At 41.3% G+C, this 25,223-nt stretch carries 28 protein-coding genes; 19 read left to right on the top strand and 9 right to left on the bottom strand.

Annotation, left to right across the window (positions count from 1 at the left end; translation table 11 throughout):
- Positions 1-266: 266 nt before the first annotated feature.
- The 7 genes from GPK89_RS12515 to GPK89_RS12485 all read right to left on the bottom strand — a co-directional run bounded on the left by GPK89_RS12515 (position 267) and on the right by GPK89_RS12485 (position 5,072).
- Positions 267-572 (bottom strand): hypothetical protein, encoded by a 306-nt coding sequence (locus tag GPK89_RS12515; RefSeq protein ID WP_215693573.1) that lies wholly within the window; start codon positions 570-572, stop codon positions 267-269.
- Positions 573-657: 85 nt separating this feature from the next.
- Positions 658-2,031 (bottom strand): site-specific integrase, encoded by a 1,374-nt coding sequence (locus GPK89_RS12510; RefSeq protein WP_117416105.1) that lies wholly within the window; start codon positions 2,029-2,031, stop codon positions 658-660.
- Positions 2,032-2,035: 4 nt separating this feature from the next.
- Positions 2,036-2,659 carry a helix-turn-helix domain-containing protein gene (locus GPK89_RS12505; RefSeq protein ID WP_215693571.1) on the bottom strand — a complete coding sequence of 208 codons (624 nt, stop codon included), beginning with the start codon at positions 2,657-2,659 and terminating at the stop codon, positions 2,036-2,038.
- Positions 2,660-2,772: 113 nt separating this feature from the next.
- A complete protein-coding gene (locus GPK89_RS12500) occupies positions 2,773-3,009 on the bottom strand; it encodes a helix-turn-helix domain-containing protein (protein ID WP_215693570.1) in 237 nt (78 codons plus the stop codon).
- Positions 3,010-3,015: 6 nt separating this feature from the next.
- Positions 3,016-3,420, bottom strand: a complete 405-nt coding sequence (locus tag GPK89_RS12495) for a type II toxin-antitoxin system PemK/MazF family toxin (protein ID WP_008982549.1) — start codon at positions 3,418-3,420, stop codon at positions 3,016-3,018.
- A 518-nt stretch (positions 3,421-3,938) separates the two neighbouring features.
- On the bottom strand, positions 3,939-4,244 hold the full coding sequence (locus GPK89_RS12490; protein WP_215693568.1) for a helix-turn-helix transcriptional regulator: 306 nt from the start codon (positions 4,242-4,244) through the stop codon (positions 3,939-3,941).
- A 264-nt stretch (positions 4,245-4,508) separates the two neighbouring features.
- Positions 4,509-5,072 carry a hypothetical protein gene (locus GPK89_RS12485; protein ID WP_002304412.1) on the bottom strand — a complete coding sequence of 188 codons (564 nt, stop codon included), beginning with the start codon at positions 5,070-5,072 and terminating at the stop codon, positions 4,509-4,511.
- Positions 5,073-5,358: 286 nt separating this feature from the next.
- Here GPK89_RS12485 and GPK89_RS12480 point away from each other — a divergent pair, with 286 nt between their 5' ends.
- Together GPK89_RS12480 and GPK89_RS12475 are read left to right on the top strand one after the other, a co-directional pair.
- Complete coding sequence (locus tag GPK89_RS12480) at positions 5,359-5,808, top strand: helix-turn-helix domain-containing protein (RefSeq protein ID WP_215693566.1); 450 nt, start codon at positions 5,359-5,361, stop codon at positions 5,806-5,808.
- Positions 5,809-5,859: 51 nt separating this feature from the next.
- Positions 5,860-6,414 carry an ImmA/IrrE family metallo-endopeptidase gene (locus GPK89_RS12475; protein ID WP_215693564.1) on the top strand — a complete coding sequence of 185 codons (555 nt, stop codon included), beginning with the start codon at positions 5,860-5,862 and terminating at the stop codon, positions 6,412-6,414.
- A 162-nt stretch (positions 6,415-6,576) separates the two neighbouring features.
- Here GPK89_RS12475 and GPK89_RS12470 read toward each other — a convergent pair whose 3' ends face one another.
- On the bottom strand, positions 6,577-6,939 hold the full coding sequence (locus tag GPK89_RS12470; RefSeq protein ID WP_009257957.1) for a helix-turn-helix domain-containing protein: 363 nt from the start codon (positions 6,937-6,939) through the stop codon (positions 6,577-6,579).
- Positions 6,940-7,332: 393 nt separating this feature from the next.
- On the opposite strand from GPK89_RS12470, the gene GPK89_RS12465 reads away from it, so the two are divergent.
- The 17 genes from GPK89_RS12465 (at position 7,333) to GPK89_RS12385 (ending at position 23,511) form a co-directional block, all read left to right on the top strand.
- Positions 7,333-8,469 (top strand): tyrosine-type recombinase/integrase, encoded by a 1,137-nt coding sequence (locus GPK89_RS12465; protein WP_215693561.1) that lies wholly within the window; start codon positions 7,333-7,335, stop codon positions 8,467-8,469.
- Positions 8,470-8,562: 93 nt separating this feature from the next.
- Complete coding sequence (locus GPK89_RS12460) at positions 8,563-8,847, top strand: helix-turn-helix transcriptional regulator (protein WP_215693560.1); 285 nt, start codon at positions 8,563-8,565, stop codon at positions 8,845-8,847.
- Between the two features lie 79 nt (positions 8,848-8,926).
- The gene (locus tag GPK89_RS12455) at positions 8,927-9,394 is read left to right on the top strand and encodes a hypothetical protein (RefSeq protein ID WP_009257955.1); all 468 of its coding nucleotides are present in this window, start codon (positions 8,927-8,929) and stop codon (positions 9,392-9,394) included.
- A gap of 80 nt (positions 9,395-9,474) precedes the next feature.
- Complete coding sequence (locus tag GPK89_RS12450; RefSeq protein ID WP_009257954.1) at positions 9,475-10,311, top strand: hypothetical protein; 837 nt, start codon at positions 9,475-9,477, stop codon at positions 10,309-10,311.
- A gap of 20 nt (positions 10,312-10,331) precedes the next feature.
- On the top strand, positions 10,332-11,462 hold the full coding sequence (locus tag GPK89_RS12445; RefSeq protein ID WP_215693558.1) for an SPFH domain-containing protein: 1,131 nt from the start codon (positions 10,332-10,334) through the stop codon (positions 11,460-11,462).
- Positions 11,463-11,489: 27 nt separating this feature from the next.
- Entirely contained in the window at positions 11,490-16,121 is a 4,632-nt protein-coding gene (gene essC / locus GPK89_RS12440; RefSeq protein WP_215693556.1) for a type VII secretion protein EssC, read from the top strand.
- 5 nt (positions 16,122-16,126) lie between these two features.
- Positions 16,127-16,375: an EsaB/YukD family protein gene (locus GPK89_RS12435; RefSeq protein WP_009257950.1), complete on the top strand. Its 249-nt coding sequence runs from the start codon at positions 16,127-16,129 to the stop codon at positions 16,373-16,375.
- A gap of 22 nt (positions 16,376-16,397) precedes the next feature.
- Positions 16,398-16,700 carry a WXG100 family type VII secretion target gene (locus tag GPK89_RS12430; protein ID WP_215693554.1) on the top strand — a complete coding sequence of 101 codons (303 nt, stop codon included), beginning with the start codon at positions 16,398-16,400 and terminating at the stop codon, positions 16,698-16,700.
- A 41-nt stretch (positions 16,701-16,741) separates the two neighbouring features.
- Positions 16,742-17,053, top strand: coding sequence for a WXG100 family type VII secretion target (locus tag GPK89_RS12425; protein ID WP_009257949.1), 312 nt, complete (start codon positions 16,742-16,744; stop codon positions 17,051-17,053).
- A 30-nt stretch (positions 17,054-17,083) separates the two neighbouring features.
- Positions 17,084-17,389, top strand: a complete 306-nt coding sequence (locus GPK89_RS12420) for a WXG100 family type VII secretion target (RefSeq protein WP_009257948.1) — start codon at positions 17,084-17,086, stop codon at positions 17,387-17,389.
- An 88-nt stretch (positions 17,390-17,477) separates the two neighbouring features.
- The gene (locus GPK89_RS12415) at positions 17,478-18,692 is read left to right on the top strand and encodes a hypothetical protein (RefSeq protein WP_215693552.1); all 1,215 of its coding nucleotides are present in this window, start codon (positions 17,478-17,480) and stop codon (positions 18,690-18,692) included.
- 16 nt (positions 18,693-18,708) lie between these two features.
- Positions 18,709-18,978: a DUF4176 domain-containing protein gene (locus GPK89_RS12410; RefSeq protein WP_215693551.1), complete on the top strand. Its 270-nt coding sequence runs from the start codon at positions 18,709-18,711 to the stop codon at positions 18,976-18,978.
- Positions 18,979-19,015: 37 nt separating this feature from the next.
- On the top strand, positions 19,016-20,197 hold the full coding sequence (locus GPK89_RS12405) for a hypothetical protein (RefSeq protein WP_044943926.1): 1,182 nt from the start codon (positions 19,016-19,018) through the stop codon (positions 20,195-20,197).
- Between the two features lie 21 nt (positions 20,198-20,218).
- Positions 20,219-20,470: a hypothetical protein gene (locus GPK89_RS12400; protein ID WP_172712992.1), complete on the top strand. Its 252-nt coding sequence runs from the start codon at positions 20,219-20,221 to the stop codon at positions 20,468-20,470.
- Between the two features lie 14 nt (positions 20,471-20,484).
- On the top strand, positions 20,485-20,763 hold the full coding sequence (locus GPK89_RS12395) for a DUF4176 domain-containing protein (protein WP_009257945.1): 279 nt from the start codon (positions 20,485-20,487) through the stop codon (positions 20,761-20,763).
- A gap of 26 nt (positions 20,764-20,789) precedes the next feature.
- On the top strand, positions 20,790-21,596 hold the full coding sequence (locus GPK89_RS12390) for a PP2C family protein-serine/threonine phosphatase (RefSeq protein WP_009257944.1): 807 nt from the start codon (positions 20,790-20,792) through the stop codon (positions 21,594-21,596).
- A 4-nt stretch (positions 21,597-21,600) separates the two neighbouring features.
- On the top strand, positions 21,601-23,511 hold the full coding sequence (locus GPK89_RS12385; protein ID WP_215693549.1) for a serine/threonine-protein kinase: 1,911 nt from the start codon (positions 21,601-21,603) through the stop codon (positions 23,509-23,511).
- 283 nt (positions 23,512-23,794) lie between these two features.
- On the opposite strand, the gene GPK89_RS12380 is transcribed toward GPK89_RS12385, so the two are convergent.
- Positions 23,795-25,207 (bottom strand): relaxase/mobilization nuclease domain-containing protein, encoded by a 1,413-nt coding sequence (locus tag GPK89_RS12380; RefSeq protein ID WP_215693547.1) that lies wholly within the window; start codon positions 25,205-25,207, stop codon positions 23,795-23,797.
- Positions 25,208-25,223: the final 16 nt, after the last annotated feature.

Below are 25,223 nucleotides of genomic sequence, written 5' to 3'. Positions count from 1 at the left end.
TGAATGCTGTTTGTCAGGGGCCGCGGTCGGTTGGCGGATTTTTTCATTTTGGGGCTTGACTTTTAATAGTTAGTCTCTCGTTATACGAAATGATAGGAAATCCTATTCATTCTCGTACAGGGGTGCTGGTGTTTTGGACACCTATTTAAGTCTGTTTAATATATCATTTCAAAACGAATTTTTCAACCAGAATTATCAAGAATTTCAAAGGTTTTTTCAGACTCAATGATTCTATGTAATTTAGACCCGCCGAAGCAGGTCTTTTTTTATTTCAGCATAATCTCTCTATCCTCAGCGCCGAGCATATAAGCACCCTTGGCAAAAGCGTCCCTTGCCAGAAGCTCTGCTACATAAACCCTATCGAACAGCATCCATATTGCTTTTTCTTTCGGAGTCAGTTCATGGCTATGGTCAAACAAATGCTCAAGTCCCAATCCTTCAAGCAATGCCGATTTCGCTGCTTCGTATTCCTCAGCTCTGCCAACATATTCGTCGTTCCGTTCCTTGGAAAATTCCTCGATATTGTCAGCTCTCAGATGCTCGTAATACTCGTCCATAAAGATTCTATCCATACTCGTTGACCTCCATAACAAAAAAATAAGGGCAGACCCTTTTACAGCTATTGTAGCTATGTAAAAGGATCTGCCCTTGCAGTTACTATAATGTTTTTGCCAGCGACTTCAGAAGTGCTGCCATTTCCGGATTTTGCAGAAGCTTCAGAAGAAGTTCTTTATCATCAGCGGAGCTTTCCGTTGCAGCTGATTGAACCGGCTCAGGTGTTGCCTGTCTGCCTGAGTAGAACGCAGCTTCCATTCTTTCAGCGTTCAGTCTGCGGTCATCGTCGATGATATGGGAGTAAACATCCGCTACCATCTTGACCTGTGCATGACCGGAATCGCCTTGAACGGATTTCATATCGCCGCCGTTCAGCTTCAGCTTGTAAGTGATACTGGAATGTCGGAGACTATGGAAAACCACTTTCGGCAGACCCTTCTCCTCAATCAGCTTATTGAAAGCACGGTTGATAACCTGCCCCTCAATCGGCTTGCCATTGGAAGAACAGAAAACCAGATTGAAGTCTACGAACTCGTCACCGAAAAGGTCTTTCAGTTCTTCGATGTCAGCCTTTCGCTGTACCAACATTTCCGCTACGGTTTTCGGTAAGAACACCTTGCGGACACTTGTTTTGGTCTTAGGAGTTTTGAGAACCAATGCGGTATGCGTACTGGCGAAGGTCGGCGGGAACTTGAACATGATGTCCTTACCGTCCAGATCTGCCATCGCTTCACGATTTACTCTCTGCAACTCCTTTTCAACGAAGATGCTTGCCTGACCAAGTTCAATACTGGTAGGGGAAATGTCAATACAGTCCCAGGTAAGCCCCAGAAGCTCGCCCATTCGCAGGGAACAGGAGAAGGCAAGGTTAATAGCCAGACGAAGAATATCATCGTCACAGGCTTCCAGAGCCTTCTGGAGCACTTCTGCTGTCCAGATGTCCCTGGTCTTGTGTTCTTCTTTCGGCAGCGTAGCGTGCTCCACAGGGTTTCTGGTCATCAATTCCCACTTGACCGCCTGATTGAAAGCATTTCGCAATGTCTTGTGAACCTCTCGGACAGTATGCGGAGTCAGATATTCTGTACGGGCTTTTACATACTTAGAAGAAACCGCTTTGACAGAAAGCAAATCTCGGTAATACTTGTCCATGATTCTCGGCGTGACATCCTCCAGCTTCATATCACCGATGAGGGGACGAATATAGTTTGCAATCAGGCTCTTTCTGCTTTCATAGGTAGACATCGCCCAGGTGTTCACACCATAGATTGACATATACTCATCCAAAAGATCATTGACGGTTTTAGCAGAAGGGGGAATAAAGGTTCCGGACTCCTGCTCATATTCAACCTGCAACTTCCTTTTCTTTGCTTCGGCATTCGTTTCAAAGGTTTCCCACTTCTGACGCTTGTTGCCGTTCTCATCGGTGTATGTATAAACCACAGAATACTTCTTTTTTCTCTTAACGATAGATGCCATGTAATCAGCTCCTTTCCTGTCTATCTTCCGCTAACTGGTAGCGGGTCTGATTGTGATACCATTTTTCAAAGCTCTCTTTGGTAGCTCGCTTATACCTGCCAACCTTGATAAGCTCAAAATCTTCATTGGCAACGATATAGTAAATGGTCTGACGATGTACCCCAAGCATTCTTGCCATTTCCGGCAGACCGTAGGTGGATGCCATAATATCTGCATCCAGTTCCTGATCCTCTACCGTGCGGTAATCGATTTGAGAAGCATACCATCTTTCAAAGCTCTCCTTTGTCACTCTGCGCTTGCCCAGGACATCGACCACATCAAAATGCCCTTTGGCAACCAGTTCGTAAGCAGTCGCTTCTTTCAGCCCAAGGCGCTGTCCAAGCTCCTCCATTGAATATGTAGTTTTCTTCAGTTCCTCGCCGGGAGGGGTTCCATCGACCTTCTGGTATTTGAACTGATTGGCATACCATTCTTCAAAGCTGTCGATCATCACCCTCATGGTGTTGCCGACAAGAATGGTTTTGAAGTAATTCTTCTTAATGAGCCAGTATGACTCCGTTTTACCAAGACCGAGCATCCTGCCCATTTCCGGAACAGACATACTCGTGCGTTTTCTCATTTCCGCCATCGTACAACCTCCTATGTAAAAAATGTAGCCATGTGTTGTCATGGCTACATTTTATCGAACTCTCAATATGTTTTGAAGTTTGTCGCCGGGTTGTACGACACCCTTGACAAATCTTACATTTGATGATCCAACCACTCATCAAAACTCTTTTTGGAGACTCTGATACTGCCACCGATGCGGACACTGTGAAAAACTTTCTTTTTCACAAGGTTGTATGCGCTGGTTCTGCTGATGCCCAGAATATCCTGAATCTCATCAACCGTATAGGTTCTCTTATCAAACTGAACTGCGTTAGCAGCCATCGCTTCTTCGGTGCGCTGATTCATGGCAGCGATTCTTTCTTCAAACATTTATGTTCACTCCTTCGCTCTCTTTGCTTTATGTTTTGGGGAACGCTTTTTCAGCTGTTCCATTGCTAGGCTGACGGATAAGGCTTTCTCAATCGCTACCATTTCACGGGGCGTTACCTTACCTAAGTAATTATCAATCCTGCTTTTATCAATGGTACGAATCTGTTCCAGCTGAACAACGGACGCTTCTTTGAATGCAGGATTGTCGTAAATAACAAAGTGCGTCGGCATATTCGCTTTCTTATGGATTCTGGTGGTGACCGTTGCCACAATCAATGTGGGAGCGTGTTTATTACCGGTATCGTTCTGAATGACGATAACCGGACGGATGCCGCCTTGTTCTGACCCAACTACCGGGTCCAGATTGGCGCAATAAATATCACCACGGCAATATACCCAATTTTCTTTCATCATATGCCATGACCTCCTTTCGCTGGGTATGTAATAACTGACTGCCAGAAATGAATCAGGCAGTCAGTCCAAAAGTCTATGTGTCCCATATTTGCCACGCTCCCCTGGGAAAGAGGGCTTACGCCCTCAGGGAATCACCGAACGACTGATTGCGAATCAGTTCCATAGGAATCTAACCTCTGCCGGGTTCTCCGCCAGCTCCGTAGAGAAGTATCTTTAATCCTGTTGCTTTCATGGCCGTATTGGGAGCAACCCAATATTTACAAGCCAGTATTGATCGCTGGCATCGGGAGAGAGACAACTGCTTTAATTTATAGAAGAAAGTCGTTCTGTTTCTCTGTCCGATACGTCACGGCGTACTGCTGACGTGGCTGATGCTCTCGCACCGGCAACAGGAACGTATTCGATGACTGTGTATTCGGTTTTCAAGGAACAAGCAGCCGGTTTTCTTTGGCTGTATCTAAATTGTACCTGTTCCTCATGCAAGTTTTTATTGCCTCGTAGGTATAGTTTCGAGGTTATTCACGACCTAAAAATATGTAATCGAGGGTTGTATCAAAGCGCACGACCAGTTCGATTGCCAAATCAATAGAGATACCTCTGTTGCCGGTTTCAATTCGTGCAATGGTGTTTGCGGCAACACCTAACTGCTCCGCAAGCTGTTCCTGTGTAAGCCCATGTTCCTTTCTCAAGGCTTTAATTCTTTTTCCGCTTTCAACCAAGTCGTAATACATTTTCATTCCTCCGTGTTTTTGAATTTGTGAAGTTGCAAAATCAAAAACAGTGGGAGGAGATCGTGCCCGGTTCTCAATGCCCTTTGCCATCTGCCTGTCCTCCTTGCAGGCATAAAAAAAGAGCCGGAGTAAATTGTTGCTCCAAGCTCTCGTTCATGCCTTTGTGATAAAATGAAGGAAGATAGGCAGGTATAAAAAAAGCCCCGTACCCATTACAGGCACGAGGCGTAACTCTCTCTATTCAATTTCATGCCGCTATCTCCCAGCATAGCCATTTTAACACTGGACAAGTCGGACTTTCAGTAGGGAAACCGTCGTATTTTCATCGGATTTTAGTCGGACTAAAATCCTGCCTTAGCACTCACAATAGCACAAGGCTTCTTCCTCCCTGGCACTTTCCAGGAAATCTTTCAATTTAGGAATGGCTGTTCCCCAAAGTGACAGACCAAATAACAGTATCGCTTCTTTCTTTCGGTCATAGTAGGTGCTGCGTTCCATATTCAAAACCTCCAGCATTTCTGATTCCCTGTACTTGAAGCGGTTGAGATATGCCTTTGAGATAATCTCACAGTACAGAGCGCCTTTATCCGGATATTCTCTGATTTTCAACATAGCCATATCTACCAGTTCAATGATCCACTTTGTCTCAAATAAGCTGCGAATGCGTTCTTCAAATCGTTCTCTCGCTTCATCCGGAGCAAAGTTCTCCAGATAAATCAATGCACCATCTAAGCTGTCACCGTAAGTACAAATAAGGGTATCACATACATCATTCGCACGATCAATGGTAGACCAGCACACCTCTCGATATATGGATAAAATCAGCTTTGCTCTTTCATACAGAACCTTCTCGTCAATGTTCTGCATCCGGCAAAGCATTCGAATACTGCTTAATACCTGTGTATTATATCTGCTCATTCAGAATCTCCTTTCAGCCTAATCCATAAAATAAGAATTCCTTTCTAACTCCTGTCACTTGGCTAAAGGGAAACAAATACCATGGGACAAGAATGACTATAACTTCCGATATTTGATTAAAATAACAGAAGTGAAATCGGAAGTTATTGACTTTATAAAAGTTCCGATATATAATTAAGTGGAACTAAAACTTCTACTCTGATTCTCATTATAGCATTTTCCAGAAGTTTGTCAACAAATAATCGGAAGTTACGAATAAATATTTTTTGAAAGGAAGGATACTACCATGACATTTGGAGAAAAAATTAAAGAAGCTCGTTTGGCTATGAACCTATCTCAAACGGAGCTTGCCCAGATGACCGGCATTTCCGAAAGATCCCTTTACACCTATGAGCAGCTCGGAACACTCCCCAGAAAAAGCAACATCAGAAAACTTGCTGAAGCGCTGCATATCTCTGTGTCCTATCTTTTGGACGAATCTGAAACGGATAGCCAGAGCCATATAGATCAGGATATGTTTATTTTAGAGGCAAAGGAAAACTTCGGTTCAAAAGGAGCAAAAGAAGCTCAGGAAGTGTTGGGTCGTGTAAATTCTCTGTTTGCCGGTGGAGAATTGGACGAGGACGCAAAAGATGTATTCTTCCAGGCGATTATGTCAGTTTATATGGACTCTAAGAAAATAGCACGGGAAAAGTACACTCCGAAGAAATACAGAAAGCATAAAGATAAAGAGTAAAATCCTCAAGCACAGAATATGTTTTCTGTGTGCGATTCGGAGGTGAAGCAAATGAAAACGGCAGAGCATATCATTGAAACTGTCGATAAGCTTGTGCGAAAATATCACACCAGAGACCCTTACGAGTTGTGTCAGCTGTTAGGTATCAAAATTCATTATTACGATTTACAGAAGAAATTGAAGGGCTTCTTCTATTACCAGTCCAGACAGAAGAATATCGTTATAGATCACAATGTGAACGGTATCCTGGAACGTATCTTAGTCGCACATGAATTAGGACACGCTGTCCTGCATACGAAAATTGCCATGATGCACGGCTTTCAAGAAATGGAAGTGTTTGATGATAGATCAATCGAAGAAAACGAAGCAAACTTCTTTGCGGCAGAACTTCTGTTAGAAGATGAGGAAGTTCTGGAACGCCTTTCGGAACACACATTTTTTGAAACTGCTAAAATGCTCTATGTACCGGCAGCGTTATTAGATTACAAATTCAGCCTGCTCCATGAAAAAGGGGAGCTGGTAAATTCGATGTATATTCGTAAAGCAGATTTTCTGAAGGGAGATCTTCACGCCTACGATAACGACATTGATTATGGCGATATATGAATATCAGTTTTTATTTCCTTACAGGAAAAGTCCACCAGTACGATGTGCAGTGCATCATAACTGGTGGACTTTTGTTTCTTAAAGGATCGGTATATTGTGTTGCAAAAAAAGAAACCCATAGCAGTTCACTCAGAACTGCCAATGGGCTTCTTTTTCATTATATCAATCAAGATCCGCTTTTTTTATCATCTCTTGCTGGTCAATCAAGACATCAATCAACTTTCCTACGGTTATCAATGTTGTTACATTGCACTTTTTCAGTTTTGCAGCAATCTCATTATCAATGATGCTGTCGCTTTTTGCATATGGGGTATCCAGTAAAAAATAGTCAAAGTTCTTTTCCAAGACGAATGCCAGTTTTAGAAGCATTGCCAAAGAAACTTTCGTCTGTCCAACTTCAACATGGCTCATATGATTGTTCGAGCAACCAACCAACGCACCCAAATCAGCTTGGCTATAACCCTTTTCCAATCGGGCAGCTCTAATGCGCTGACCAATCTTAACGTAATCAATTTCCGGTTGCATTTCAATCACCTCCACGCTGTGTATGATTCTGCTATACATTATAAAATGTACCCAAAATCTCAACAACCAACATAAGATGCAAGTTGCATTTATAAATGCAATGTGATAAAATTTTATAGGCAATTTGCATTAAATGATTGAAATAAAAAACCAGAAAAACCACAAACGATTTTTCTGGATAAATAATAAAAAAATTCGTAGAGTACCTTACTCCACGAACTACATTTTTCTCTGTTTTTTGAAGTTTGTATTCTTATTTTACACGTTGTCGCTCTATTTGTCAATGTGTAAAGTGAGTAAAAAGCGAAATATTTGTAGAAAAAGTCTCCAAAGGGCGATCCACATTCACAATTTGCCGTCAGAATTATAGTCATAAGGAAGGAGGTGCACCTTATGCCCCGAAAAGGTGAAAACATTTACAAAAGGAAAGACGGCAGGTGGGAAGGACGATATATTAAATCTCGGACCCCTGCTGGTAAAGCAAATTATGGTTATGTTTATGCAAAAACATATCGAGAAGTCAAAGCAAAACTTGTTAACCAAATCTCATTCGCAAGCAATTCTACCACTGCCAATCAAAAAGTGCCTACTGTCTGTTTTGAATGTATTGCCATGGAATGGTTTCAGACTATACGCCCCCAGGTAAAGGAATCTTCAAGCAATAAATACTGGAATCTCCTTAACTCATATGTACTTCCAGCATTTGGGGTCAAGCCATTGTGCGATATAACTCATGATTTTATTGAAGAACAATGCAATCTTTTTCTTACAGAGGGTGGATTGAAAGGAAATGGACTTTCGGCTAAAACAGTTTCGGACATTTTATCTTTAATTCGGAACATAATGCAATTCGCCGCCAAAAAAGGAAACATCATTTCCTGTGATGCACAATCCATACAGGTAAAACGTCAAATTCCAGAAATGAGAGTATTAAGTCGTGCTGAACAGGAGAAATTATGTCAATATCTGTATTCTGACCTTGATGCTTGCAACATTGGCATATTGGTGTGTTTATTTACTGGACTTAGAGTAGGAGAAATTTGTGCCTTGCGCTGGGAGGATATTTCATTTTCGGATCACACAATTCATGTTCACCAAACGCTCCAAAGAATCCAGAACAGAGCCAATAACAAACAAAAAACAAAGATTGTCATTACAACTCCCAAGAGTGCCTGCTCCATTCGCACAATCCCTGTTCCAAATGACCTGATAGTCATTCTTGCGTCATATAAGGCCTCTTCCAAAGGGTATATTTTGACTAATTGTGAGCAAACGCCTTTAGAGCCACGAACGATGCAAAACCACTTTAAGAGAGCGTTACAAAAAAGCGGAATTGCCCCTGCAAATTATCACTCGTTACGCCATACATTTGCAACGAGGTGTATAGAGCTTGGTTTTGATGTGAAAAGTCTTAGCGAAATATTAGGTCATGCCAGTGTAAATATTACAATGAATCGCTATGTTCATCCTACAATGGAGTTAAAACAGGAAAATATGCAGCGGCTTTCTACCCTATTAGCCGTCAAGTAAATCGTCAACACCGCCTAATAATGCTGAATTATCAGTATTGGGCGGTGTTTTTCATGGAGTAAGGTACTCTACGAAACTGGAGCGAAAAATAGCATGTATGATGATAAAGCAAAAATTAGAGATGAGTTAATCATGACTCTTACAGCAGAACTTCCAGTTATGAGAGCACGATTGGGAATGTCTCAGGAAGTGATGGCTTCTGCCATAGGGGTATCAAGACAAACTTATAGCGCTATAGAGACAAGAACGAAAAAAATGTCATGGACAATGTTTATGGCGCTAATAGCTGTTTTGGATATGAATGAAGCCACATCTGTCATGTTGGATCAAATCCCGGATTATATACAAACAATTAGGCAATTGACAGAAAAAAAGTAAAGTAATTGGACCTTTAGCAGTCTGAGTTCCACCAGAGTGCTTAGGAATATAAAACTCACATTTCAAGGAGGAAAAATTCATGGCAAACACTAAATTCACCGGCCGTAGCGACAGCTACATCTTCGAAGATGCTGGCGGAAAGAGAGATCAGCTTGAGCAGGCTATCCTGAACGAACTGCAGGCAAAGCAGTATCCTCTGAAGGCCACTATCCAGACTCTTAAAGGTGGCAAGGGTCTGATGGGTGCAGTTTTCGCTGCAAAAGAGCAGTGCGTTGTTGTTGACGTGGACAGCGAAGCTAAGATCGCTATCTCCAACACCACGGTTGGTACCTATCTGTACGTTGAAGTATATTTGATGATCCAGGAGAAGATTTTCTCCGCTATGGCCTTTGATGCTGCTATTGGTAACGTATTTAAGGAGCAGAAACGTAATGCTTACTATGCAGCTGCTAAAGAGGCAACCGAATCCGCATTTGGTAAGTTAGGTCTTAAGCTGGCCAATAGCGGTTATAAGTCAACCCAGAGATCTGTTTCTAACGAAGGCTAAAAAAATAACATTAAGGCGGGATGAGGTATGTGAAAACAATTATCTCGTCCCGCTTTTTGTTTTGTAAGGAGATATCAGATATGGCTAAAATTAGTTTAATCTGTGAACAGTGTGGCGGTAACATTATCCTTGACAATTCACATGAGATTGGTACCTGTGAACACTGCTTTTCCCAGTTTGTTATTAAACAAGATCAGATTGTTCAAAAAATCACTCAGAATATTACAAAACATGTGTACGGATACGAAGGGAAAGATGTCGAGGAATTACTTACAGATGGGTATAAATTAATTGACCTGGGTGATGATCGAAAGGCTAATACCAAATTTAAGCAAGCAATTAACATTGATCCAAATTGCTGGAGTGCATGGCTTGGATATGCTTCTACCGGCGGAGATAGAACAGGGTATTTGTCGGTAGTCCCTGCATATAGGAAGGCATATAACATAGCATCTGGTGAAAAGCAAGAAATGGATACATATGTTGACATGACACGGTACTTGCCAGATCGTAATATGAGGGCTGCTTTCATTCGTGCATTCAATGTAGCTTCCAGAAAAGACCGTCATAACATTTTTGATCTTGTTTCCGGTGTAATTGGCTGTGATGAATCTGAAATTGCATCATTAGCAGTAGATCTTTGCCCTGATGACTGGCGTGCTCATTTTGCTATGGCAAAATTCAGGCAAATTCGTGCAAGGTGGTGCCAATTAGAAGGCGGATTCTTTACCGGCAAGCATTTACCAGCACCAGCTGCTGAAGTCTTAAATATTTTTATTCGTGCATACCGTCTGGCTAAAAACGAAGGCGAAGATGCCAAGAATACTATTCTTTCGTATATTGATAATTTGTCACGTGACAATTCGTATAGCGTTTTTTGCAATGAATTAAAGAAGCAGATTCAAAAGGAAGGATAATTGAGAAGGGGGTTATGTAAATGGCAATCATTGACCGAATTAAATATGATGGCAACTCGAATGGTTCACAATGGCTTATTTATAAGTGCCCTTCCGAACAGTTCGTCCTGGGTTCGCAGCTTATAGTTAACCAAGGTCAGGAAGCCCTATTTTTTAAAGGGGGCGAAGCTCTTGATTTATTTGGTCCTGGTACGCATACTCTTTCGACCGGCAACTTACCAATACTGAATAAACTTGTAAATTTGCCTTTTGGCGGAAAAACACCATTCTCTGCTGAGATTTACTACATTAACAAGACGGCAAATCTCGATATGAAATGGGGAACTTCTACCCCTATTCCTCTCGAAGATCCTAAGTATGGATTGATCTTGAATGTTGGTGCTCGTGGACAATACGGAATTACTATTACAGACTCCCGTTTGTTTGTATCAAAAATTATTGGTGCTGTTCCTAATGGAACAACTACCAATCCGATGCTCGTCTTAAGATATTTTAACGGTTTGATTAACTCGAAAATTAAGTCTGTAACGGCTGCATATATGATTCAGAAGCAAATTTCCTTCTTGGAAATTTCGCAGTTTTTGTCTGAACTATCAGCAACATTTCAGGAAGCTCTTAACGAGGAATTTGAACGTTTTGGTATTGAACTGGTCAATTTCTATTGCGAGTCGATCGCACCAAAACCAGAAGAATACGAAAAACTTCGTGGTTACAAAGAAGAACTTGCACTTGGTGAGGGCTTCTATCAGCAACGCCGTTCCCTCGACATTTTAGAAAAACTGGCAGAGAATCCTTCCTCTGGCAGTATTGCCAATGCTGGCATCGGATTAGGCATGGGGCTTGGCGCAGCCGGTCAATTTGGAAATGTATTCTCCGGAATCGGACAAAATATGAATGTAACTAAACCTGATGCGCAGATCACTTGTCCTAAGTGTGGTGCTCAGAATAACTCAACAATGAAGTTTTGCGGTAGTTGTGGAAGTAAGCTCGCTACTACCATAATCTGTCCTCACTGCGGAAAAGAAGTTCCAGGTAGAATGAAATTCTGTGGTGAATGTGGAAAACCTCTCAGTGCATCAAAATGTCCTTCTTGCGGTTTTGAGAATAAGCCTGGCATGAAGTTCTGCGGCAACTGCGGAGAAAAATTGTAAATAGTATTTTGTAGAGGTGGTGAAAAGATGGCTAAATCCAAGAGTAATTCGATGTTAGATTTCTTGGTAACGTTCTTTGTTGAAGATCGAGCAATTTCACGGATGTTAAGCGATGTCTTGAAAAACAGAACGAATCGCCTGTTTCTCGAAACATTGGGACTTCCATCAGACTTCGCTATTCCTTTTTCTCAGGAAGAAGAAAAAGCATCCGTTATCTACACCTTAAAACAAAGCTTCGATGATAAATATGAAGTAACGCTGAATGGTCATCCTTGTAATGACCATGTAATACATAGTGGAGACTATTTTGCATTTAAGAATAAAAGCAACGGCAAAACAGTCAAAACCCTGTTCATTGCCACCTCGGATATACAGGCTGGCTATAAAAAATACGCATTATCAAAAGACACAAATATTTTTATCGGGCGCACTCCACTAAACGATATTTCTTATGATTTTAGCGACTTTGTTTCAAGAGAAAAACACGCAGCTATTCGCATTGACAGCAATGGAAATGCTTTTATTGAGGATCTGAAACGCAGTATTGGTATCTATGTAAACGGTCGCCTTGTTCATTCACAACAGTTAAAGCCTTTTGATGAAGTCTTTATCATGGGGCTTTCCCTCATTTACATGGGTGACTTCATAGCTGTGCGTAATCTCAAAACTGAAAGTACCTTATCGTTGATGACATCCTTTGCTGTGAAAATGCCTATCAATGATGCAGCGGAAAAGAAATACTTTGTCAGTACACCTCGTATTCTAAAATCATTAGATAGCGATGTAATTGAGATTGATGCTCCTCCTAGCCCGTTTACCGTAGATAAAACTCCTGCAATTCTAACTCTCGGACCGAGCATTACTATGTCTATGGTAATGCTGGCAAGTTTGGGCGTATCTATCACAAATGCAATTAGCGGCGGTCAGATGTCAACCATTATTGCCAGTGGCACTATGGCAGTAGGTTTACTATTGGGTTCGCTTATGTGGCCTTCTTTACTTAGAAGCTACCAGAAAAGGCGCACCTTGGCTGATGAGAGCCATAGAAAGAGCAGATACTTATCGTATATCTCTGATATAGAAAAAAGCTTAATTTCAAAGAGAGAGCGAACCGTACGTCTTTTGAACGATTCGTTATGCCCTTCTCCTGAAATTTTATGCTCCATGCTTGATAACGAAAGTAACCGACTCCGCTTGTGGGAGCGTTCCCATGAGGATGCTGATTTTCTTGCTATCCGTATGGGTTTAGGTAGCAGACCTTTTGAAGTGCAGTTAAAAATTCCAAAGCAAGGATTTCAGCTGCATGAAGATGAACTTCGTAATTTGCCAGTTGAGCTTTCCAAGAAGTACGGGACATTAAACAATGTTCCACTGACGCTCGACATTTTTACTAATCACACGATTGGCATTATCGGCAGTCAGAAGAATATACGCACTATTCTTAATGAGGTGATCCTTAATATTATTTCACTTCATTCCTACGATGAAGTAAAGCTCGTGCTTATAACATCTCCTAAACAGGTGTATAACTTTGATGATTTCAAGAATGTACCTCATATCTGGAGCAACGATAAAAAGGTTCGTTTCTTTGCTACAAATCCCGATGAGGTTCATTATATTTTTAATATCATTGATGAGATGATAAAAGAGCGAGAAGAATCTCAGGATAGAGGTGGCACACCTATCCCCCATTACGTTGTGATCGTCACGGAGCCGAATTTGATTGAAAAAGAGGCTCTGCTCAGATATATGAATGATTCCGAGAACCAAGTTGGTATCACAACTTTGTTTGCCTATGGCGATATCACAAAACTGCCTAAATCATGTAAAACAATTATCCAAAGCGATGATACTCGCACTGGATACTATATAAAAAACAAAAATGCAAATAGGTTCATCCCATTTACTCTTGATGATGTAGAAATGAGCCGTATTCACTCGTTTGCGAATGAACTCTCTCGACTGCCTATCAAGAGAGACTCTCGTTCCTTGGGTATCGTTGATCGTATATCGTTCCTGCAAATGTATAAAGTAGGCAATGTCAGCGAACTTGCTATTGAAAGTCATTGGGATAACAACAATTCTGCCAAATCTCTAGCAGCCCCAATAGGAGTCATGGCAGGCGGTGAAGTGTTCAGCCTGGATCTGCACGAAGCCTATCACGGTTGCCACGGACTTGTTGCAGGTACTACAGGTTCCGGTAAAAGCGAATTCCTACAGGCATTCATCTTATCGCTGGCTATTAACTATAGTCCTAAAGAAGTTGCTTTTGTCTTAGTAGACTTCAAGGGCGGAGATATGGCAAGACCATTCATGGCTAAACCGTTCGCTCCTGCACTGCCGCATTTGTCAGCAACAATTTCAAATTTGTCGGGAAATATTCTCTATCGTGCATTGGTTTCGTTGGAAGCAGAGATAAAGTCTCGTCAGCGCATATTTAATGAAGCTGCTGCTGCACTTGGTGTTGATAAACTGGATATTAACTCCTACCACAAGTATTACAAAGGCGGACGCCTTGATACACCATTGCCGCACTTAGTCATTATTATTGACGAATTTGCGCAGTTAAAGACACAGCAGCCTGAGTTTTTGGCACAACTCATCAACGTAGCTCAAGTTGGTCGTAGCCTCGGAATACATCTGATTCTTGCGACACAGAAGCCAAGCGGTATCGTTGATCCGCAGATTATGAGCAACTCTCGCTTTAGAGTTTGCTTGAAGGTTGCAGATAAACAGGACAGCATCGATATGATAAATAAACCTGACTCTGCAATGATTAAAAACCCCGGTCGTCTGTATCTGCAAGTCGGCTATGATGAAATCTACGAATGTATTCAGTCTGGTTATAGTGGAGCTGATTATATTCCTACTAAAACATATATGCCAGACGAAGAAATCATGGTACAGATGACTGATAATACAGCCAATCCTATCCATAGCGCCAAGATTGACCTGTCTGGTGACAAGTCTGACAAAACGCAACTAGAAGCAGTTGTTTCTGAAATCGTTGCCCTCGGGCAAAAGAAGAATGTTGTAGCGAAGCCTTTGTGGCTAGATATGCTCCCTGAAAAAATTGTTTTGCAGACCCTTGAAAAAGAAAAGAAGGGGCTGTGTTCTGCAACAATTGGATTGATAGATTACGTTCGCACTCAGGAGCAAAAACCGCTTACGATAGACTTCTCCAAAACCGGTCATGTTGGATTGTATGGTGCAAGTGGAACAGGAAAAACGACATTCTTGCAAACACTGGTTTACTCCATGGTTTGTGAGTATGCCTATACCCCGGAAGAACTGAATCTGTATGCTATGGATTTTGGCGGGCGAAATTTAGGCTATCTTTCATATCTTCCGCATACCGGCGGGGTCGTATTTGCAGACGATGAAAGCAAACTCGCTGAATTGGCTTTTGTTCTGCACGACATAATCGATGAACGCAAACGCATTTTTGCAGACAATAACTGTGGTACTTTTTCTGATTATCGTGCTATTTGCAAAAAACCTCTTCCTGCCATTCTTGTCCTGATTGATAATTTTGCATCCTTCCGGGACAAATATATGGATATATCAGACAGCTTCATCGACATCATCAGTGCCGGAAAAACCTTTGGCGTTTATTTCGTTATTACAGGAAGTACACGAAACTCTATATATTACAAGGTAACTGAGTATATTGCCACTTATTTCACCCTGAAAATGAATGATCCTAGTAACTACCTAGATATTCATAATGTGCGCCCTCCGGTTGTTCCTGAAGATATCAGCGGACGGGGCATCACTGTAATAAATAGAGAAATTGTTGAATTCCAGACTGCAATCGCTTTTGACGGTGAAACCGAAGCTGATCGTATCGCAACCATTAGTCAGAAATACATCGAATTGGCATCGAATTGGCACGGATACACTCCAATTAAGCTAGACGGAGCTACAAAGGATTCAAATAATTCTTATGAAGCTCCTGCAAGCTATTATTCACCGACACCACGAAGCACTCCACCTGAATCCATTTTTGATGAAAGTGGAAATCTTATCCTTGGAACCTCCAAGTCTGCAGCACTGATGTATGGCATAACTCTGTCCGAGGATTACAAAGTCTGTATCTGTGCAAATGATACAGATAGCTTGGGTAAGTTTTACGGAACTATTCTAATGAACATCGCCCAATACAGTAACAGACGTTTAGTATTCATTGATGATGACAATGGCACTTTTAGAAATATTGTCGATGAATGTTCTTCGTGTCAGTATATTAGCGGAGCTACTGCTCTTGATGAGTTCATCGAGGAATTGAAACCAGAATTAAATGCACGCTTAGAAGAACCAGGCAGACAGCACGAACAGCTGTTTATTGTCATTTCTGAGTTCAACGATTTCTTCGATATGATTACCAATGAGCAGGCTGCCTTTATGCGAAAGGTGTTCCAGTATATTGATGCTCCACAATACGGAATTTATTTTATATGCGGTTTTAATGTTAATGGAGCCAAGAACAATGATCGTCTGTTTATGTCACTGGTTGTCAATGCAGAAAACTACATACTCTGCCCAAACTGCTATGAAAATGCTTCCGCAAAGATAGAAACCCTACCGCTTGTACCAGATGTAAAATCTCACAGCTGTTACTTCTGTCTTAAAGAAAAAAATGTTGAGATAAGGTGGTGAGGTTCATGGAAAAAATATCTATCACAGTAAAAATACCAGCCCTGGATAGTACATACGATTTTATCGTTCCAAACAATATGTCTGTCAAAAATGCTCAGAATCTGATGATAAGAATATTAAACTCAGAGTACGGAATCTCAGATAAGAGTGCCGATGCGATGTTGTTCGATACAAGCGACAATACGGCATTACGTTTGGAATGCAGCTTTGCCCAACTTGGCATCTCCGATGGAGCCAAGCTGCTGTTAATCTAGCAAAGGAAGGAGATACGACACCATGAAATATAGAATAAACTACTCTAAAGTTATTTCACAAGCGAATTCCATATCAGATGACGCATCTCAGCTCTCATCTCTGATTAAACTTCTGGAACAGATGGAACAAGATTGTCGTGCCGTATGGAAAGGCCAAGCAGCTGATGCTTTTATATCAAAATTAAGCACCCTGCGCAATGAAATGAACAGGACAAGATCTCAGATGTCCAATCTAGCGTCAACGATTAAATACTGTGCCGACAGAATTCAGCGTGAAGATCGTGAAGCAGAAGAACGAGCCGCCACCTTGAAATCTGGACACTAAGTATTTATTCAAAAAATTCAAACACCGAAAGGAGAACTTTTATGGCATCTACAATTTTTGATGTAACCCCTGAAGAACTCGAAGCTTCTGCAAGCAAAATCGAGGGAAAAACCGGAGAATTCACCAAAGCATACACCAGCATCTATACAGCTGTGTCTGATCTTCGTGTGACTTACAAAGGTGAAGCAAGCGACACATTCAACCAGAGAATCGAAGGCTACAAAAACGACTTCTCCGCAGCAGAAAAAGCCTTGAAGAACTACGTTCAGTTCCTTCGTGAATATGCCGCAAAAATGAAGAGCACCGAAAACGATATTAAGAGCAAAGCAAGCTCTCTTAGTGTCGGAAAGTAATCAAATCATCATTTTGAAAGGAGAAAAACTATGGCACAAGTAGTAGTAGATTCCAGTGTTATGCGTGACAAAGCTAAGACCCTCGAAAATGCAGCAGTAACTATCCAGTCTCTGTATGCAGAAATGCTGCAGGAGGTTACGACTACAGCTAACAAAATGAAAGGCACCACCATCGAAACTGAAAAAAAGCAGTTTGCAAATATGCAGAATACTTTTGATACTATTGTCAAGGACATTAAGGCATACAGCACATTCCTCACCCAGGCTGCTGAAAGTTATGAAGCTGCTGAGCGTGAAGGCACTCAGAAAGCTCAGGAGCAGGGCAAAGTCTTCTGATTTTTTGGAAGCTTGAAATAATCGGTTATCCCTGGCGGAGCGACCTTTACGTTCCGCTGGGGAACCGATAGAAAGGAGGTTGTGAAGTATGCCTAGAATTTATGTTGAATTTTCCGGTCTTGATCAAATTGGAAGTCGTTGTAAAACAGTAGCATCAAGAGTAGATACTATCCAATCCAATTTTCAACGCACTGTTCGGCAACTTGACTGGGATATTCGTTTTGAGTCCAACATAAACAGCACCGCTACACAAATAGCAAAAACGCTGGAGCAGTATTCAAGAACATTGGAAACCTATCAACGATTTATTGAAGATACCCATAACGAATACGTTAAATTAGATGAATATAAAAAAACAAATTTAATTGACTACATCTCTTCTATAAGGGTTGACCCTAATGTAGCTGTCATCCTGGGGCCAGGGGACAATCCATTTGCAAATTGGAAAGATAGAATAAGCGAAATAGTTTTTGATACAGATGAAGAAAAAGATCTTCTCTCTACTGTAAAAACTCTATTGAGAGGAACTGATAAGTGGGGAGATGTTGATGAAGCGGGAGTTTTAGAAGATGTAATATCATACTTCGAGAGTTTTACAACTTTCTTTTCAGGAGATAAAAAGGGACTTACTGGGGCAAGCGACTGGTGCAATCTTGCTGATTCTAGTATTGGCGTATGGACAGGCTTATATGACTATTTTTGCGATATGTATAAGGGGTTAAAGATAGGATTCTTTGGAGATGTTGCGCAAAAAAATGTAAAAGTTTTAGGGTTGTCAGCAGGATTTTTAGGTTTAACTGCTTCTATCCTATCTGCAAGCAATAGATTGGACAATAAGCAATGGCAAAGCATTGTAGCTGACTATGTAGATTGCGGAAAAGATATGTTGTCAGTAATTAAATCTGGCTATGCATTGAAACACATTGGAGACGTTAAAAGTTTGTCAGAAATAAAAGCAGGCCCTTGGAGTGCATTAAATATATATTCAGCCATTGGTGAAGCTGGAATTCAATCAATCTCTCAAGGTTTTCGCAGCCACGAAAAATATTATGCCGATGGTCAGTGGGATATGGGCGATACTGGCGCTACAGGAATAGATATTTCCATGGCTGGTATTTATGGAATCAGCCACAGCTTAACACTCGGTTTCGATGATCTTATTTTCGGCGCAATAGATAATGCGACTGGTGGCAATGGAACGGCAGACATGAGTTACTTTGAAAAAGCTGCTGAGGGCTACAAAATTTTAGCAAACAAATGTGGCGAAGCGATTGGAAACTGGTGGGTTGGTCTAACTAAATAAGATAATCGGAGGAGACATGAAAAATTTACTACCTATTGGAAGTGTGGTCTTATTAAAAGACGCAACAAAAAAATTAGTAATCATCGGCATTTTGCAAGTAAATCCTAGCGAAAACAAAATCTATGATTACTTAGGTGTTCCTTATCCAGAAGGTTATGTTAGTTCAGATAATAACTTCTTATTCAATCACTCTGACATCAATGACATCATTTTTTCTGGATATGAAAACCCTGAGCGTGAAGCTTTTATTAAAGCCATGGATATCCTATACAATCAAAAAAAATAAATACTGAAATAAAACATCTCCTTAGGAAGGGAGGGTAATGAATATGCCAAGAATATACGTTGAATTTTCTGGACTCGAACAGATTGGAAGTCGTTGTAAAACAGCATCATCAAAAGTAACTACTATCCAATCGGATTTTCAACGCACTGTTCGGCAACTTGACTGGGATATTCGCTTTGAGTCCAACATAAATAGCACCGCTACACAGATAGCCAGAAAACTTGATCAGTATTCGAGAGCATTAGAAGCCTATCAACGATTTATTGAAGATGCGTACAACGAATATGTTAAATTAGATGAATATAAGAAACTAACTTTGGCTGATTATATCGCTCCAATATCATTTGATCCCAATAGTTTTATAATTGTTGGTCCGGGAGGACAGCTTAATTTTGATTGGTCAAAATTGATTAAGGATGTATTTATTAAAAAGCCTTATGTACTCCCTACTCTATTAAATTTGGTTTCTCCAGTAACAAGTTTACTTTATATCACCAGCGGTATTCCTTTTGGTAACACGCCATCGGTTTTCGACTACTCTCGCACTCCTTCTGCCAGCAGAACTGCTGATTGGCTTGGATATGAATTTTCTGAGGACAATCCTGGTGTCACTGCTTGGGTTGGAAAAGCCAGTGCTGAAGCTCAAAACGAATGGGGATATGCGGGAGTCAATGCATATCTTGGTAAAGGTGAAGCTGAAGCCAAAGCAGATGCCGGTATTATGAAAACGACGACAAAAAAGGAATACAAAGATGGAGAATGGGTTGAAAAGAGTAGGACTGACTTCATCACAGCCGTAGCTGGCACCAGTGCAGGCGTTTCTGTATTAGCAGGCGATGCCGAAGCCGATGTTGGAAGTGATATGTTAGGTGTTGAGGGAAAAGCCGAAGGTTCTGTTGGCACCGCAAAAGCTGAAGCCAAAGGAAAGTTTTCTGTTGGTGAAGACGGCGTAAACGCTAACGTAAAAGGTGAGGCAATGGTCGCCGCAGTCGAAGGTGAAGCATCTGGTACTATCAATATTCTTGGTTTAGAGATAACTGGAAAAGTTGGTGGATATGCTGGTGCTGTCGGCGTTGAAGGAAAAGTCGGCATCGAGGATAATAAATTTGTGCTAGAAGGTGGTGCTGCCGCTTTGATCGGCGGCTCGGCAGGTATTGAAATTGGCTTCAACGATGAAGGCTGGGATAATTTCGTGGACTTTATCGTATTTTGGGATTAACTTTAGAAAGGTGAATGAGGTATGAGTGTTCAATCATTTAGATATGATTTCACCGCTAAAGAATTGGCATATTTCCTTTTTAAAAAGAAAACATGTCCTAAATGCGGTGAACAAATGAAAAAAGACAAGTGCTGTGAAACTATAGATGGCTCAGTCTATAATACTAATTCGGTTCCTCTTTATATCCAAGGTCGTCAAGTTAAGCATTATTTTTATCGTTTCACCTGCCAAGAATGTGGAGCCGAATTCACTTTGACTGAATTGTCGAAATAAGAAAGGAGCTTGAAATGAAAAAATTTCTGCCTATTGGTTCTGTTGTTTTGTTAAAAGAGAGCCAAAAACGAATTATGATTGTCGGAGTCAAACAGAAACAGGCAAACTCCGATAAAGTATGGGACTACAGTGCCTGCTTATATCCTGAGGGAATTCTTGATCCTGAGAAGCTTTTCTTATTTGATACAGAACAGATTGAGCGTCTGTATTTTATTGGGCTTCAGGACGGAGAAGGACTAGCTTTCCTAAATAAGATAAACCATTTGGATGATAACGCAGACACTACCAACTAATTATTGGGGAATGAGAGGTTTTGCTTATGGAAAAACCAGTATGTTATTCCCACATTGGCAAACGACCAAACCACGAAGATAATTTTCTTATCAATGGCTTGTATTTGACATCCGATGAGCAAAAAAAGATGTCAGATAATTGCTGTTGCTTTGTCACTGATGATGCTCGCTCAAAGGTACATCTTTTTGCGATCAGTGATGGTATGGGCGGACATAACGCTGGTGAAGTTGCCAGTCGAATATGTGTAGAAAAACTTGCTGAAACAGGAAAAGTATTGCAGAGCTGTTCTTATATCAAAGAAGTCGTAGCGTACCTGCAATCAAGCATTGCAGAAATCAACGCTATTGTTTGTGAAAAAAGTCGCAACCACGGAGAATTAAAAGGCATGGGTGCCACCCTTGTCTTGTTTGTCATTTGTGGGGCGGATTATGCCATCTTAAATATAGGTGACAGTCGTGCTTATCATTTTAACAATGATGCACTCATTCAAATCACAAAAGATCATACCGAAGGGCAGCGAATGCTTGACCTTGGGCTTTTGACCAGAAAGGAACTCTCTGGTTTTCCTGCTCGAAAAAACTTGAATCGTTATATTGGTTATGGCCAGAATGGTTATGTTTTGCAAGCTGATGAATACTACCCTATTTTAGATAATGGTGTGATGCTTCTATGCAGCGATGGGATCTCAGACTATCTTCCGGATAGTCGAATCTCAGAAATCCTGCACTCAGCAAACAATTTGGAAAGTGCCGGCAAACAACTTGTTAACGAAGCGGTAGCGTCACACGATGCAGACAACGCAACCGTTATGCTTATACCACTAAGGAGGTGATTTCATGGCACAAACAAATTTAATTGGGAAGAATATTTTGGGCTATACTGTCAGCGAAAAACTCGGTTCAGGTGCATTTGGTACGGTCTACAAAGTCATCAAAACAAATGCTGCTGGTCAGTATGTTCGTGCGCTAAAACACATCACAATTCCAACTGAAAAACAATACTATTCTGTACTGAACTCTATGGGCGGTGATGTTTCCAAGGCAGACAGCTATTTCTCCCAAATGCTTAAGAATATTGTTTCGGAAATCAGAATCCTGAATGATCTCTCCGAGAAAGGTGTGCAACATATCGTCAGATATTACGAGAACGATATTCTTGTTACTGACTCACCGAGACGATATGATATTTTTATCCTAATGGAATATCTGACTCCCCTTGAAGATTTTATCCAAGGTACAGATTTTCTTGTCCGTGATGTCGTTAAACTTGGATTGGACGTATTGAATGGACTCCAATCATGTCACAACAACGGTGTAATTCATCGAGATATAAAAGACGATAATATTTTCGTATCTGATAAGGGTGAGTATAAGATTGGCGACTTTGGCGTTTCAAAAGTTTTGAAGGATAGTTCCAAAGCCGAATCCCTAAAAGGTACACCAAATTTTCTCGCTCCAGAGGTATATCTTGGGAAAGAAGGTTACACAAAGTCTGTTGATCTATATTCCCTCGGTATTGTGCTTTACAGACTTCTAAACTACAGCAGAAATCCTTTCCTTCCTCGTTTCCCTGAACAATATTTTGCCCAGGATGAAGATGCCGCCTTTGAGGAAAGAATGAGTGGAAAAACACCTGATCTGCCTGCTCTTGGTGGAGAAGAAATTGGACGTGTTATTGTAAAAGCAATCTCCAGTAGCTCCGAAAGATTCCAAACCGCCGATGAATTTATGGGCGCTTTGGAATTGGCAATCGACAACACACCTTCTGAGATATTCAATGAAAAAATAAATTTTGGTATATCTTCTTGCACAAAACCGATTGATGAGCCAAGTGCAAAAGAATATGGTTCTACATTAGGTGAAACTGCTCCGCTATCTGGTTCAGAAGAACATATTGAAGATAAACGAAACAACTCCATTAACAAGCACTTGTTTGAAAGCATTGGTGAAGTTCCTCCTACAGATATTCCGGAAGTAGAACCTGTTGTAAGACCAGAACAAAAATATGAACACGAAAATGTAGCAGACACTGCTCCACCTAAATCTAATGGACGGGTCGTGAACTTTGTTCCACCTACTGTAAGTGAACCGGACGAGCCTGTTGCTTTAGATAAAAAGGTGATGAACAAATTTGTGTTTGTCATTCCAGTAATTATCCTTTTAGTTGGAGTAATCGCATACTTTATCGTGATTCCTAACATCTATGGAAGGATCGTATCGTTCGTTGATTGGCTTTTCACTGATCCTCAGAATATCATAGATACTATATGTGATCCAAATGCTGTTTTACCTCAGGTCAATAGCATCATTGGTATAAGGATTTTCTGGTGGGTATGGTTGGCAGGACTGATTACTTCTCTATTCTTTGTCGGGAAACAACTCCAAGCAAAACCTGAGCCAAATGCGTCCAATGCCATTCTTACAAAGAAAGAACCGTATCTGATGATTCAGGATGTAACTGATGCGCTCAAACAGTTGAAAGCTCGCAGGAACAGCAAACAACTCGATTCACTGATATATTCAGTAAAGAAACTAGAAGAAAAGTTGTCCGTTGAAAGCGACTTCGGATACGGAAAGAGTTCTGTAATTAACTGCGAGAATAATATTGCCAGACAGATTCAATTTCTCTTAGATACTGCTCCTTGTATTGAAAATGGCGATTTTGAAGAAAACCTAAAGGCAATGAATACAGCTGTGATGAATATAAATTCTCTGTTGCGTAGACGTATTGAGCTAAAGAAAAAGTAAAATATAGTGAGGAAAAACAAATTGGCAAGCAGTGTAAACCTGTACAGGTTCACTCATTTTCTCGATTTTCCCTTCGGTGCAATCTTCGCCAATTTGCTTGTTGGGGCAGCATCCCCAATCCCCTTTGAACATCATCTGCCGATGATGGCTGCACGATTTTCAATCGTTTTCAAAAGAACAGTAGAATAAAAATTTGCCCATGGTTGAAAGCACCGAAGTCGAAAAGCAAAAAAGTAGCCACGATCCGCACCCTTTGGGGGAGTGCAGACCGTGGCTTTTTGCTTTAACGGAAGTTCTTCTTCTCCTCTTTCTCTTGTTCTTTTTCCTGCTCTTTCTGTCTGTCGATATTCAGAATCGTTTCAACCGTCCGTTTGGCAATCAGCAATTCTTCTTTCTCTTTTCTTATCTGACGGTACTCAGCGTAATCTTGCTTTTTCTGGACTGCCAGCTGATGAAACTCCTCATATAACGATTGCGTAGATGGGAGCTTTGTAATCTGCAATTCATCAAAGGCCTGCTTTGCCGCTTTATGAATTGTGATTTCCTGACGGTGTTCCTCAAAGAACTGTCTGCTATATCCAGACTTGCGGTACTCGATATAGATTTGCCTTGTGTTGCGATAATTTTTGATGTGCTGCTGCAACGCCTGAACCTCAACCATTCGTTTCTCTGCGGCCTTGATAGAATCAGAAAGCGCATCGAACCGGGCAGACAGATTTTCAATATGAGCAGTCAGATCATCGTAGTTGCCCAAGCCTTTTTCCTTCAGCAAAATCACAGTTCGGGCAGCTTCTTTTCGATTGAACTTCTTCGCCCACTTTTCATAACCGACCGTCTTACCCTCGGCCATCTTTGCCTGAATATCAATCAGCATCTGGAACTGCTTCGGGGCAGGAGCCTTGGCAGAGCTGCCTTTTGATTTGTGCAGGTTCTTACCGGAGATAACGGCTTGAATTTCCTCTTTGCTATAACCTTCGCCCAGAGAACGCAGCCGAATGAAACGTTTCTGATTCTTGCCCTTGAACGCAGGCTGATTTCCATCCTTGAACTCAAATCCCATGTCAGCCAGAGCCTGAACAAAGCCATCAAAGCTCTTTGGTTTCTGCTTCAGCACCGCATCAATCGCATCACATAATTCGTCACGCTGGGTACGCTTCTTGGGATAAACAGTTCTTTTCTGACGCTCCCGATACGGCTTCGGTGTAATAATAGACAGACCGTGTTCCAGGCAAACCATGTCGCTGAGCCGTTGCACCGCAAGACCGGAAAGGAAGAAGTTTTTGAATTTCCGTGTGGCATCCAGCGAGGTCGAATTGTAAATGATATGGTTGTGAATATGGGATTTGTCGATGTGGGTCGCAACGATGAAAGCGTGTTTGCCCTTTGTCCATCGCATCGCTGTTTCATAGCCGACCTGGTTCGCTTCTTCTGGAGTGATTTCTCCCGGCTTAAAGGACTGGCGTATCTGATATGCGATGATATTGTTCTTCTGCTGTCTGCCGGTAATATGCTGATACTGCCGTTTGGAAAGCAGAAATTCCTCATCCGCTGTCTTTGGATCACACTCATAGGAGCTGATAAATTCGCCATCATTGGTTTTTGCAGCATTTTGTGAGTAGTCAGTTCTGTCTGCCAAACATTGAGCGACCGTCTTTCCCTTATTCACATGGAGCGCAATCAGTCTTGTTGCTGCCATTCCCATCACTTCCTTC

The organism is Gemmiger formicilis, from assembly GCF_018784445.1.
In the GTDB taxonomy this organism is placed as follows: Bacteria; Bacillota; Clostridia; order Oscillospirales; family Ruminococcaceae; genus Gemmiger.
The sequence above is the reverse complement of the archived record's forward strand: the minus strand, read 5'-3'. Positions and strand labels throughout refer to the sequence as shown.